Source organism: Cyanobium usitatum str. Tous, assembly GCF_003011885.1.
GTDB classification, from domain to species: domain Bacteria; phylum Cyanobacteriota; class Cyanobacteriia; order PCC-6307; family Cyanobiaceae; genus Cyanobium_A; species Cyanobium_A usitatum.
Genome location: NZ_PXXO01000017.1, coordinates 1 through 12,816, shown reverse-complemented (window position 1 = coordinate 12,816; position 12,816 = coordinate 1). Strand labels below are relative to the sequence as shown.

The following is a 12,816-nucleotide window of genomic DNA, read 5'->3' as shown; positions in this document are numbered from 1 at the left end:
CACCCCTTTTTCAAGGAAGGGGGGTGATGTTTTGCAGCTTGTCATTGAGCTGGCTTGCCATAGCTTGGCGGCCAACGGCAAGCACTTTCAGGGTGTCTTCATGCATGCGCAGCTGGGCATCAGCTACTTGCATGCCACGCACCAGCTCCTTCATCTCATCCGGCAAGCCGTTGAGGTCGTAGCGCTTGCCCTCGAAGGTGAGCACGGGCGGCTGGTTGTCGGATTGCTGGGCGACGTTGTCCACGAGTGGCAAAAAATCTTCAGCCCTCAGGATACGGGTGGCAGGCCACCCGGTCGCTTGAAGAAAAACATCAGCAGCGGGCCCACCTGGGCTGCTTCCACCATCTCCCAGTTTTCCTTGCCGAGGGCATTGAGAAAAAACTGCAGCTGTTCGGCTGGGTGGCGTGGTTTGGTGGCTGCGGCGTCGTATTGCTGCGGGAATTCCTTCTTAAGAAACTCCGGGCTCAGGGCGCCGCCGAGCCGCTCACTATCTGCCTTGGGTGAGGGAGGACCCGGCGGATTGCCGCTCTCCACGTTGATGTGGATCACCCGGTATTCCCAAGACATCAGGCTTGCAGATGAATGAATTGGCGCTCGCAGAGCTCGCGGTAGCGGCCCCCCTGCGCCATCAGCTCATTGTGACTGCCCTGTTCGACGATGCGACCGCCATCGAGTACCAGGATTCTGTCTGCACCCTGCACGGTGGCTAGCCGGTGGGCAATCACCAGCACGGTGCGGCCCGCCATCGCCTGCTCCAAGCCCCGCTGCACCGCCTCCTCCGCTTCGGCATCGAGGGCGCTGGTGGCTTCATCCAGCAGCAACACCGCCGGGTTGCCGAGCACGGCGCGGGCAATGGCCAGCCGTTGCAGCTGGCCGCCAGAGAAGTTGCTGCCCCGCTCTTCGATGCGGCTGGCGTAGCCCTGGGGCAGGGCCTCGATGAAGCCGGCGGCGTTGGCGAGGCTGGCGGCTTGGCGGATGGCAGCCTCGCTGGCGGGCCGGCCGAAGGCAATCGCTTCGGCCACCGTGCCAGAAAACACACTGCTCTGCTGGGGCACCAGGGCTACGGCGCGGCGCAGCTCCCGCGCCCGCAGATCGGCTAGGTCGTGGCCATCCAGCAGCACCCGGCCCTGCTGGGCGGTGTTGAAGCGCAGCAGCAGGGAAAACAGGGTGCTTTTGCCGGCGCCGGAGGGGCCCACCAGGGCCACTACCTGGCCAGGCCGCACCTGCAGATCCAGGTCGTGCAGCACCGGTTGGGCGGGGTTGTAGCCGAAGCGCACCTGCTCGAGCACCAGCTCGCCGCGCACGCTGCCAAGCGGCTGGGCCGAGGGCCGGTCTGGAGCCTCCACCGGTTCCGCCTCGATCGCCCGCAGTCGCCGAAGCGAGGCCTGGCCCTGCTGAAACTCGTTGAAGTTGGTGGTGAGGTGGGAGATCGGGTCGATCAGCATCAGCAGGGCCGCCACGTAGCTGCTGAAGCCCTGGCTGTTGAGGCCGCCGGCCTGAATCCGGGCGGCGCCGAGCAGCAGCACGGTGAGGATGCCGGCTGCTTCCAGAAAGCCCACCACCGGGTGCTGCAGGGCAAGCAGTTTGAGGGTGCGGTAGCGGGCCCGACGGTGCAGGTCGATTTCGGTGTCGAAGCGCTGCTGCAGCCACGGTTCGGCCGCGAAGGCCCTCACTAAAGGCAGCCCACCGATCGCTTCGCCCAGCAGGCCCGCCAGCTCGCTCACCTGCTTTTGACTGCGTTCGGCGGCGGTCATTACCCGGGCGCCAAAGCTGCTTACCAGCAGCACCACCACTGGCGCCAGCAGCAGGGTGGCCAGGGCTAAGGGCCAATCGAGCCACACCATGTAGCCGAGCACCACCACAAGCTGCAGGGCGCTGGGGGTGGTGTCTTGAATGGTTTTGTAGATCACCTCGCCCACCCGGTCGGCGTCTTCGGTGAGGCGATAGGTGAGGTCGCCGGCTGAGAGCTTCTCGAGGGCGCCGAATTCCAGCCGTTGCAGGCGGGCAAATAGGCCACGCCGCAACTCCTGACTAACCCGCAGGGCCGGCCCTGCCAGCAGGGTGTCCTGGCCGAACTGGGCCGCCTTTTGAACCAAAAACAGTCCCAGGGCCGCGGCGATAGTGCGCAGCACCACTGGGAAGTTGCCAGCGCCGATGGCTGGAATCAGCTGGCCCGCCAGCCAGGCGAGCAGCGGCCAGCAGGCCACATAGATCACCATGCACAGCCCACCTGCCAGCAGGCGCCGGCGGTGGGGTTTCAGCAGCGGCCAGAGGTGTCGAAACCCGGCCGGCGAGGGTGCAAGCATGCGGTCACGCTATCGCTGCTCCCCCAATCCGCCCCTTGAAACTCGATCAATTCCTCAAATACCAAGGCCTGGCTGGCACCGGCGGCGAAGCCAAGCTGCGCATTCAGCGCGGTGATGTGCGGGTGAATGGCGCCATCGAAACCCGTCGCGGTCGTCAGTTGGCCCCCGGTGATGCGGTCGACATCGACGGCCGCGAGCTGCTGTTTATGGGGACCAGGCCGCCGGCCCATTAGGTTTTCCTGACAGTGCTGGAGAGGGCCGATGCGTAAGGCCGTGATCGCGGGTAATTGGAAGATGCACATGACCTGCGCTGAGACGCGGGTATTTGCGGCCACGTTTCGGCCCCTGATTGCCGACTCCCCAGACGATCGGGAGGTGGTGATCGCTCCGCCTTTCACCTCGATTCCCACGCTCTGCCGCCACCTGGAGGGTGCTGGTGTGAAGTTTGCTGGGCAAAACGTGCACTGGGAAGACCAGGGGGCCTACACGGGCATGATCTCGGCGCCGATGCTGCTGGAGCACGGGGTGAGCTACGCCATCGTTGGCCACAGTGAGCCGCGCAAGTACTACAGCGAAAGCGATGAGCAGATCAACCTGCGCGCCCGCAATGCCCAGCGCCATGGCTTGATCCCGATCCTGTGCGTGGGCGAAAGCCTCGACCAGCGGGAATCCAATGAAACCGAGCGGGTGATCCACCGCCAGATCGAACAGGGCCTTGAGGATGTGGATCCCACCCAGGTGGTGGTGGCCTACGAGCCGATCTGGGCGATTGGCACCGGCAAGACCTGCGCCGCTGAGGAGGCCAATCGCATCTGCGGCCTGATCCGGGGCTGGGTGGGTAACCCCGGCGTCACGGTTCAATACGGCGGCTCGGTGAACCCTGCCACCATCGACGACCTGATGGCCCAGAGCGACATCGACGGCGTCTTGGTGGGTGGGGCTTCCCTCGATCCGGTGAGCTTTGCCCGCATCGTCAACTACGGCCGCTGAGACTGGCTCCCTGAGACTGGCCCCCCGTGATCGATCAACCCCGTTTTGCCTGGGGCGAGCGCACCGCAGTGATGGGGGTGCTGAACCTCACCCCCGACTCCTTCAGCGACGGCGGCCGCCTCGCCAGCGTGGCGCAGGCGGTGCGCGCCGCTGGGCGGATGCTGGCCCAGGGGGCCGATGTGTTGGATCTCGGCGCCCAGAGCACCAGGCCCGGCGCCGAGGAGGTGGGGCCCAAGCGGGAGCTTGAGCGGCTGCTGCCCGCTCTTACTGCTATTCGCGCTGCCCATCCAGGCGCCCTGCTCTCGATCGACACCTTCCATGCGGCGGTGGCTGAGGCGGCTTTGGCGGCGGGCGCCCACTGGATCAACGACGTCAGCGGCGGCCGGCGTGATCCGGCCCTGCTGCGCTTGGCGGCGTCTGCCGGCTGCCCACTGGTGTTGATGCACAGCCGTGGCGATAGCCGCAGCATGAACTCCCTTGCCCACTACGAGAATGTGGTGGCGGAGGTGCGGGCTGGCCTAATGGCGGCCACTGAAATGGCTCTGGCGGCGGGGGTGCGCCCGCTGCAGCTGATCTGGGATCCGGGGTTGGGCTTCGCTAAGGACACCGACCACAACCTGGATCTGCTCCGGGGCCTAGGCACCCTGGCGGTGGAAGGCTTTCCCCTACTGGTGGGGCCTTCGCGCAAGCGCTTCATCGGCGCGGTGTTGAACGAGCCCAGGCCCCGTGCTCGGCTGTGGGGCACGGCGGCGGTGTGCAGCCAGGCGATTGCCCAGGGGGCCCGCATCCTGCGAGTGCACGACGTTGGGCCAATCGTGCAGGTTGCCCGGATGGCCGATGCGCTTCGGCCCGCTTAGCCGGCCTGGTAGTCGATCTGACCTTTTTCGTTGACTTTGGCCAGCGAGAAGAAGCGGGCCGTGGTGGTGGAGATGAAGCCCAGCTCGGCCAGCAGTTCGCCAACCCGGCCGCCCTTGCTGCGTTGCAGGTCGAGGGCCTGATCAAGTTGCTCAGGGGTGATGCAGCCCATTTCCACCAGGCGCTCACCCAGCCGCTTCTCATTGAAGCCCTGCTCATCGAACAGGGCGGGGTTGAGTAGCAGATCCAGCATCTGGGGCGGCACCTGCAGGTTGAGCCGTAGGAATTCGCCAAAGCGCTGGGTTTCAGCGAAGGGGCGGTAGTCCACTAGCAGCTGCTCCAGCTCTTCGATGTCGAGCACTCCGGCCTGCTCCAGCTTTCTGCCGAGGGTTTGGCGCTGAAAGCTGGTTTCGGTGCTGGCAGCGGCATTTAGATCGCCTTCCACCACCTGAGGCGCTTGGAAAGCCCCCTTCACCCATGGGTCGCTGCCAAGGAAGCCAAACAGCTCGCGCGGGTTAAGGGTGAGGCTGCCGAGACTTTCTTCGATCAGCTCTTCAAGAAAGGCCACCTCCGTAGTGGGGCCAATTACCTGAAATGGCAGGAGGGCACTGTTGCCGTTGGCAACTAGCTCCAATTGGACTTGATCCGAACTCAAACGGAACCGGTACATAGCTCAGCTCTGAACTAATACTGCACGGCTTGCAGTAGTGGACTCAAAATTCAGCCTAGCTTTGATTTGCCAGTTTGCCTTGGTAAGGATAATTCCTTTCTGAGAACTTTCTGAGAATTCGTGGCCAGGCCAGCTTGACAGGCTTACCCTTGCAATAGCCGCAGAAGAGATTTGATAAGAACACTAGAGGTCAGAGAGCAGAGCCGATTTCCTTTGTATATCTTTACTCAGGCGGTAGGCCGGTTGGCCTCCAATATTCGAGGTGCCTGGAATACTAGCTTTGATCTGATCGAAGAGTTTGTTGGCCACCGCTTCTTCCAGTCGCTTCGCGATGCTGACTGGAGCAATTACCAGCTGGGTCCGATCTTGATCGCCTCGGTGTTAATTAATCTGCTGGAGCTGGCGTCCCCTCTTTATATCAATATCGTTTATACGTCCGTGCTGCCCAGTGGTGCGATGTCGAGCCTGGTGGTAATGACGGTGGTCGTGGTGCTGCTAATGGTGTTGGGCGGCTGGCTCAAGATCGTGCGGCTTGGTTTCACTGGAGGCGACGGAGCCCGGCTAGAGCATCAGCGGCGCCTTGAGGGGCTGGCCCACTTCTCCCAGATGCGCCTAAGCGATTACCTAAGCGTCTCGCCTGCCACCCACCTGGAGCGCCTCAACAGCATCAACCTGCTGCGCGATGAGAGTGCTCTGCAGTCTCTCACTACCGCGATAGACCTGGTTTTCTCTCTGTTGTTCGTGCTGGTGCTGTTCCTGATTGCAGGCAGCGTCGGCTTCGTCGCGGTGATTGCCATTGTGATTTATGTGCTGAGGGCCTTGGCATTCGCTCGCGAATACGAGGGGATCAGCAAGCAGCGAGACCGACTGGAGCTCGAGCGGCTTAGCTACCAAGAAAAGTTGATGGGTTCTATCGACTTGATCAAGTCGAACGGCTTGGGCCGTCAGTTTCGGGTGGGCAACGAACAGCGGCAGGAGGAGCTGGCCTGGCAGCGCATGGTCAACAACAACTTCAGCGGTAGATACCAGGCGTTTGGTTCGCTGATGAGCCAGCTCACATTTGCTGGCATTGTTACTTGGGGTGCCCTGCTGGTGATCCAGGGAAGGTTGCTGGTGGGTGCCCTGGCGGCAGCCCTGCTGCTGGCCGGCAAAATCCTCAGCCCTTGGCAGCAGGCCATGGGCTTGTGGAGCAGCTACCGCCGCCTGGCTCATTCCCGCGACGAATACGACGCACTGATGGCCACACCGGTGGAAGGGGAAGGCGGCGATAAAAAACTGGCCATGTCCACTGATGGCGCTCTCAGCCTTGCTCTCGATGGCCAGCCCCTGGCGGTGATTCCCAATGGTTCGGTGGCCCTGCTGGGCAATCAGCAGTTTGGCGCCAGCGCCCGCCACCTGTTTATGGCTCTGATTCAGATCGAGCCTGAGGCTCGTCTGCAGCTCAACGGTCTGCCGGTGGCCAGTTATCAACGCGAGGCCCTGCGCGCCTGCATTAGCCATGTAGACCCCGCGCGCCAGTTTTTTGAGGGGACCTTGCTGGAGAACATCACCAGCTATCAGCCGCGCCGCTACCAGCGCCGGGCCTTGTTCTGGACCTTCCTCACCGGCTTGGATACCAAGGTGAGGGGCTTGCCCCATGGATACGACACGGCAATGGGCACCTCGGTGCCTTCTGGGCTGTCGCGCGATGCCCAGCAGCTCTTCCAGGTGGTCACCGCCCTCGCTCGATCACCCCAGGTGCTGCTGTTGGATCTGAGCGATTGCTCTTATGGCAAGGAATTCATCGACGGCCTGCAGCGAATTTTGAGCCGCACCAAAGGCCGCACGACTGTGCTGATCAGCGGCGCCGGAAGGGTGCTCAGTTCGTTGAGTGATCAGCAAATCGATATGCCGGCCAAGGGCCGGGAGGTGTTCGCATGACTATTTCTGCATCCCGCTCAACGTTGCTGCGCGATCTAACGCTCAGTTCAGAAGCGCCGATGGCCTTCTGCATAAGGCTGCTACTTCAGCAGATGCTCTGGACAGGCCGTTCCGATGAGCTGTTTGAGCTCTTCGGCAACGACCCTCGCCACATGGACCTGGTCGATGCACGCAACTTGCTGCTGAGGCTCGGTTACGGCAGCCGTCTGGAAGGTCTCGAGAGTTGGAGCCAGCTCAACCCCCAGCTGCTGCCAGCCTTGTATGTGGCTCCAGACAACGTGCCCTACGTGCTGTCGATCACCACTAAGGGGGATCTTGTAGCCGGCAACGTCAATGGTCGCGTCGAACTTCATACCGTGCCGGCCGGTGGCAGGTTGATGTTTCTGCAGGACAAAGGCAGCACCGAGCGGGTGACCCTTCTTCAGCAGATTCTTTACCGCTTCACCAATCGCATAGCAGTGCTCTACGGCATCAGCTTCGCCTTGGCGCTGCTGGCGATGACACTGCCCTTTTACCTCCGGGCTATTTACAACGTTTCAATCCCGAGCACCAGTGTGCTCTCCACCTTCTGGATCTTTCTGGGGGTCGTGCTGCTATTCGTGCTCGATTGGATCCTGCGCCAGTGGCGCACCAACCTGCTCTCCCAGCTCTCGGGCCGGCTCGATGCTCTGCTGGGGGTGAATCTGGTGGAGAAGCTGTTTGGTCTCGACTACCGCCAGATCGAGACCCTTGGCCAGCACGGCCTCATCAACCGGCAGCGCAACCTTGACGGCCTGCTGGCTTATTTGCAGGGCCCCCTAGCGCTGGCCTGCCTGGATTTTCCCTTTGTGGTGATCTACTTAGGCGCCATTGCAATGATTGCAGGACCGCTGGTGTTTGTGCCTCTGGTGTTGATGGTGCTCAGTGGTCTGCTGGTGTGGTTGCTGTCTCGCTACTACACCGGTGCCTCCGAGATCAATCTGGCCACGGGCATCGGCATCACCCAGGCCCAGCAGGAGCTGGTGAATCGTTTCCTTGAAGTGAAGCTGGCCAATGTCGAATGGGTGTGGCTGCAGCGGCTGCGAGGGCTGTCGGCCCAGAGCACCAGCAGTGGCCTCACGATCAACCGTCAAGTGGGCCGGTTGCAAGTAATCGTTAGCACCACCTCCCAACTGGCAAGCGTGCTCACCCTGGCTATCGGTGTGTGGTTGGCCTATTCGAGTGGTCAGGGCCCGGCGGCCATGGGCAACTTGATTGCCGCCATGTTCTTCGTTTTTAGGGTATTTACACCGTTTCAACAGTTGATGAATGCCTTGCTGCGCTTCGATTCGATGCGTAAGCAGTATGGCCAGCTCGATCAGTTCTTCAGACTGCGCAGCAGCACGAGACCTGCCGGTGCCTTGGTGAGTGCGCCGCGTATGCGGGGATCGATCTTGCTGGATTCAGCGGCCTGCCGGCTTGGCGGCGAGGCTGCCCTAGCGATCACCCGGGTGTCGCTTTCGGTGGCACCCGGCGAACTGTTGGCGATCACCGGCAATGCCGGTTGCGGCAAGAGCACGGTGCTGAGGGTTGTCGACCAGCTTTACCCGCTGGTGAGCGGCACCCTGCTATTTGACGGTAAGGACTACCGCCAGTTCAGCGCCGAAGCAATCCAGCGCAACATCGCATACCTGATGCCCCAGAGCGAGCTGTTGCCCGGCACCATTTGGAGCAACCTCACGGCCATGAATCCTGACGTCACTGTGGACGGGGTTCGGCAGATCTGCACCAGCCTGGGCCTGCTCGATTTTCTCGATGGCCTACCGGAAGGCTTCGACACGCCGCTCACCGATGAGATTGCCTATCAGCTGCCCAATGGGGTGCGCCGGCTTATGGCTTTAGCCCAGGCGTTGATCAAGGACACGCCAATTTTGTTGATAGACGACATCAGTCAGGGCTTGGCTCCTGATCAGTTCCAGGCGGTATTGGACGCTCTTCCGTCTATGCGGCGCTGCACCTTTAGTGGCCAGGATCGCAGCGTGATTATGGCAACAGACAACAAGATGCTGCTGGAGAAGGCCGATCGTCTCTGCATTCTTGATAAAGGCGTCACCTCTTTCCAGGGCACGGCTGAGGAGCTGCGAGCGCGTATGCAAAAGATAACAGCCTGATTCCCCTTTTTTTGATCTAACACCCCCTTAACCGCCATGACTTCCATACCCGCCAACGGCCACAACTCCATTTCTGGCAGCGCCCTGTCTGATCCCTCTTCCCTTGCCTTACCGCCCGCTGGCGGCCTGCTATCTCGGCTGCCCGGCATGGATAGCCCTGATGCGATCACGCTGGTTGGTCGCAGCCGGCTCAGTCAGGCCCTGGAGCTGGAGGAAAAACCAGACAACCGCTACCTACGACTCAGCCTTTACGTGCTTGGAGCAGCGGCCTTGATCTTCTTCCCTTGGGCGGCGCTAACACCCATAACCCAGGTGGTGAATGCCTCCGGCGAGGTGATTCCCGAAGGTGAAGTGAATGTGGTGCAGCACCTTGAAGGCGGCATTGTGTCGCGGGTTGATGTGAGCGACGGTGACGAGGTGCGCGTGGGCGAGGTGATGTTGGAGCTGCGCCCCAATCTGGTGGAAAGCGAATATCGCGCCACTGAGCAACAGCTCAAAAACCTGCTGCTGCAGCAACAGCAGCTGCAGGCTGCGATCCGTGGTGAGCGGGTGCTGCCTCCCACTGAGGGCATCAAGGAGGGCAACAAGGTGAGCCAGGCCCAGGTGGACCTGCTCAATAGCCGCATGGACAATCGGAACGACCAGATCAAGGCAGCCCAGGCTGTGGTGGCGGAGAAGCGGGCTGAGATCACAGGCCTTAACAACCAGATCGCTCTGTATTTGAAGCAGCGGGCGATGTGGGCTGGTTTGGTTGCTTCTGGCGCCGCCTCCCGGCTCAATCTGCTCGACATCGATACCAAGCTGGCGGAGATGCGTGGTGCGCGTAATGAGTCGCTGAAGTCTCTCTCCCAGGCGGAGGCAAATCTAAATGGAGTTCAATCTGGTTTGGTCTTTGAGCAGAACTCTCAGGTTGCTCAGTTGGTGAATGAGGAGGCTGTAGTGGCTGAAAACATTAAGAAGACTCGTAACCAGCTTGAGCGCACCAAAATCACGGCTCCAGTGAATGGGGTGGTGAGCGATCTGCGCTTTAAGGCCCCTGGTGGCGTGGTCGGTCCTGGTGCTGTGGTGCTGTCGGTGGTGCCGAACAGCACTCAGAGGCTGGTGGAGGTGCGGGTTCCGTCTGGTGACATCGGCTTTGTGAAGCCAGGCCAAAAGGTGGATGTAAAACTACAGCCCTTTGATTCCACTATTTATGGCTCGGTCCCCGGTCGGGTGCTGAGCATCGGTGGTAATTCAGTACAAGACCCCGACGACCGCAAGTACTACTACAATGCTCGTATCCAGCTTGACCGCCAGTTTGTAGATGTGGCCAATCGTAAATACCCAATTGCTGTTGGTATGCCACTTGTGGCCGACATCAAGGGTCCCCAGCGCAGCGTACTGCGCTACATCTTCCAGCCATTCACCCGTACCCTTGATTCAGCACTGCGTGAATCGCGCTGATACTTGGCTTTCTCTTTTTGGTTCTTAAGGTCACCATGGGTGGCCTTTTTTGTATGTTTTATAAGAATTGACTACGGCGGCTTTGGCTGCTCCGAACTCGCTCAACAGTGTTTGTGTTCCCAAAATAGCATTCTAATTTGCGTCGATTTGTAATAAACCCTGATCGGGCAAACTTCTCAGCCACCTCTCAGAAACCCCAAACTGACTCTACTGCAGTCATTCCCAGGTTTATTGGATCCTCTGCTAAGCCCAGGGCCCCCTGGTGAGCTGCCAATGGGCGGTTTTCCCCTTGATTAGCTGAATTGACTTGCATAGTTTGGATACAGACGAATGTATCGAGACCATGGCGGAAGATCTAATCACCATGCTCACAGACGGCGCCCAAGCAGCCGAAGATGAGAGCCGTCTGGCAGGCAACATGCAGGACGCCGCGGTGGTAGATACCGCCGGCAGCATGGACAATCCCGGTGGCAGCACCCCAACGGGCGGAGCTACCGACAACACGATCACCGAGCAGGCCCCGGAGAGCCAGCCCCCTGCTGTAGGAGTGACTCAAGATATTCCTGAGCCCGAAACCGACGTCGGTGGTGGTAGTGGTGGATTAGCAGGTGGCACCACCACCACCGAGAATCCTGATCAGCCCAGGGTGGTGCAGACGGGTGTGGCTCAGGACGATCCTGCGCTGAGTCCTTTCACTCCTCTAGCCGCTGGTGAGGAAGCCAACAGTCCGCCCACTGTGGACGTGCTGCCGGAAAATCCCGCTGAGCCAAGTGATGGTGACAGCGATCCGGGTAATAACGACGACAACTTCAACGAGGGGCTACGCAGCGATCCTTTGACCCAGCTGCCCTCCGGCCTGGTGTCTGAGGTTGGTCTGGAAGCTGGTCTGTCGCAGTTTGCCACCAGCCAGGGCACCATCGTGATCGGCGATCCCGATGGCATTGGCGACATCGCCACCGTGCTGATAGCTGGACAGCTGTTCACGCTCAGCCAGCTGCTCACAATCGATCCGCTTAGCCCCACCTTCCAGATCCCCCTGGAAGCCGGAGACGGTGACACGGAAACGGAAGGGGTGCTCACCCTGCAGGGCTTTGATCCCGTCACTGGCGTGATCAGCTTCAGCTTCACGCTCACCAGCCCGGTGAACAACACCAATCCCCTGGGCAATCCAAATATTGATCAGAACTCGGCCTTTGTGCCGATATCTGCCACCGTTACAGACTTAAGCGGTGCTACTGCAACCGCTACTGGCGGCATTCGGATTGTGGATGCCACGCCGTTTGTGTTGGCTTCCACTGATGAGCTCCCTCAGCTGATCGTGGATGAGAGTGTTGGTGAGATCGGCACGCCTGATGGTTCTGAGAACGCTGCTGGCTTCGACACGGTGTCTCTCGATGTCAGCCAGTTCTTTGACAGCAGCGCTGATCCTGGCACTCAGTTTGGTTTTGGGGCTGATGGGCCTGGAACGGTCTCTTATGGGTTGGTACTAAACGGCATCGGTATCCCCTCGGGCTTGTTTGCACTCGGTAGTGTCGGTGTTCCAGGTGCAGAGATATTGCTCTCGCAGGCATCACCTACCTCGGTGATCGGCTCAGCAGGTGGTGTTACTTATTTTCAGATCACCATCAGCCCCGCTGGTCTGCTCTCGCTCTCTCAATCGTCAGCCATCTGGCATCCCGACTCGTCGTCTAACGATGATTCCGTTCTGCTCAATTTGGCTGATGCCGATCTCCTTCAGGTTCAGCAGATCGTTACTGATTTTGATGGAGATCAGGCCTTCGGTAATCTGAATATTGGGCAAGGTATTTTTGTCTTTGAGGATGATGGACCTGTTGCATCGGTAGTAGATGATCAATTCAGTCGTGTGGAGGGAGAAGGAAGTCTTGATGAATCGGAGCTGTTAGGAACGATGCCAGCGTCTGGTCAGGGTGATGGAATTTATAGCACGACGTTAGATGTATCAGTAGCATTCAGCGCGCCTGGCGGAAGTATTGGATCGGTTGGAACAGACGTCCCTGGAGTTACAGAGTCCTATGGTCTTGTGCTGTCAGGAGAATCGATCAGCTCTGGTCTTAATTTACTGAATGCATCAGATGCGTCATTGCCTGGCAATGCGATTGTGCTGGTGAGTGGGAGTGGAGCTAATGCTGGGAAGGTGTTCGGAGTGGAGTTTGGAAACGAGACGAATGAGGTATTTGTTATCAGCGTTGATAGCAGCACGGGTGTGGTGACATTTGCCTATAGTGATACAACAAATCCAGATAATATATATCATTCAAATACTGGATCAAATGATGAGGAGACGTTCCTAAATACAGGAGAAGGTGGATCACTGCTTGTGAAGCAGACGATTATAGATCAGGACGGCGATTCAGTAACGAGTGCCGGTGGAGTGAATCTAGGAAATGGATCGCTGCTAGGGATCCAGGATGATGGACCTGTGGCATCGGTAGTAGATGATCAATTCAGTCGTGTGGAGGGAGAAGGAAGTCTTGATGAATCG

11 protein-coding genes are annotated in these 12,816 nt (G+C 59.8%); 7 read left to right on the top strand and 4 right to left on the bottom strand.

Going from position 1 to position 12,816, the window contains the following annotated elements:
- Nucleotides 1–10: 10 nt before the first annotated feature.
- The 3 genes from C7K55_RS12000 to C7K55_RS11990 are packed head-to-tail and all read right to left on the bottom strand — an operon-like array spanning nucleotide 11 to nucleotide 2,306.
- Nucleotides 11–253, bottom strand: a complete 243-nt coding sequence (locus C7K55_RS12000) for a DUF6447 family protein (protein ID WP_241518353.1) — start codon at nucleotides 251–253, stop codon at nucleotides 11–13.
- 14 nt (nucleotides 254–267) lie between these two features.
- On the bottom strand, nucleotides 268–567 hold the full coding sequence (locus tag C7K55_RS11995; RefSeq protein WP_106632963.1) for a hypothetical protein: 300 nt from the start codon (nucleotides 565–567) through the stop codon (nucleotides 268–270).
- Complete coding sequence (locus tag C7K55_RS11990) at nucleotides 567–2,306, bottom strand: ABC transporter ATP-binding protein (RefSeq protein WP_106632962.1); 1,740 nt, start codon at nucleotides 2,304–2,306, stop codon at nucleotides 567–569. Before C7K55_RS11990 ends, C7K55_RS11995 begins: the two co-directional genes overlap by 1 nt.
- A 35-nt stretch (nucleotides 2,307–2,341) precedes the next feature.
- Here C7K55_RS11990 and C7K55_RS11985 point away from each other — a divergent pair, with 35 nt between their 5' ends.
- From C7K55_RS11985 to folP, 3 genes are all read left to right on the top strand, one after another.
- The gene (locus C7K55_RS11985; protein WP_106632961.1) at nucleotides 2,342–2,539 is read left to right on the top strand and encodes an RNA-binding S4 domain-containing protein; all 198 of its coding nucleotides are present in this window, start codon (nucleotides 2,342–2,344) and stop codon (nucleotides 2,537–2,539) included.
- A gap of 28 nt (nucleotides 2,540–2,567) precedes the next feature.
- Nucleotides 2,568–3,296 (top strand): triose-phosphate isomerase, encoded by a 729-nt coding sequence (gene tpiA / locus C7K55_RS11980; protein ID WP_106632960.1) that lies wholly within the window; start codon nucleotides 2,568–2,570, stop codon nucleotides 3,294–3,296.
- 71 nt (nucleotides 3,297–3,367) lie between these two features.
- The gene (gene folP / locus C7K55_RS11975; protein ID WP_106632990.1) at nucleotides 3,368–4,153 is read left to right on the top strand and encodes a dihydropteroate synthase; all 786 of its coding nucleotides are present in this window, start codon (nucleotides 3,368–3,370) and stop codon (nucleotides 4,151–4,153) included.
- On the opposite strand, the gene C7K55_RS11970 is transcribed toward folP, so the two are convergent.
- Nucleotides 4,150–4,806, bottom strand: a complete 657-nt coding sequence (locus C7K55_RS11970; RefSeq protein WP_127432032.1) for a cyclic di-GMP-binding domain-containing protein, MshE-related — start codon at nucleotides 4,804–4,806, stop codon at nucleotides 4,150–4,152. The genes folP and C7K55_RS11970 overlap by 4 nt on opposite strands.
- Before the next feature lie 258 nt (nucleotides 4,807–5,064).
- Between C7K55_RS11970 and C7K55_RS11965 the strand changes: the two genes are divergently transcribed.
- From C7K55_RS11965 to C7K55_RS11950, 4 genes are all read left to right on the top strand, one after another.
- Entirely contained in the window at nucleotides 5,065–6,741 is a 1,677-nt protein-coding gene (locus tag C7K55_RS11965; protein WP_241518352.1) for an ABC transporter transmembrane domain-containing protein, read from the top strand.
- Nucleotides 6,738–8,870 (top strand): ATP-binding cassette domain-containing protein, encoded by a 2,133-nt coding sequence (locus C7K55_RS11960; protein WP_193486318.1) that lies wholly within the window; start codon nucleotides 6,738–6,740, stop codon nucleotides 8,868–8,870. The genes C7K55_RS11965 and C7K55_RS11960 overlap by 4 nt, the downstream gene beginning before the upstream one ends.
- 36 nt (nucleotides 8,871–8,906) lie before the next feature.
- Entirely contained in the window at nucleotides 8,907–10,313 is a 1,407-nt protein-coding gene (locus tag C7K55_RS11955) for an HlyD family type I secretion periplasmic adaptor subunit (protein WP_106632957.1), read from the top strand.
- Between the two features lie 343 nt (nucleotides 10,314–10,656).
- On the top strand, nucleotides 10,657–12,816 hold a 2,160-nt coding region (locus C7K55_RS11950), incomplete at its 3' end, for a DUF5801 repeats-in-toxin domain-containing protein (protein WP_206603514.1).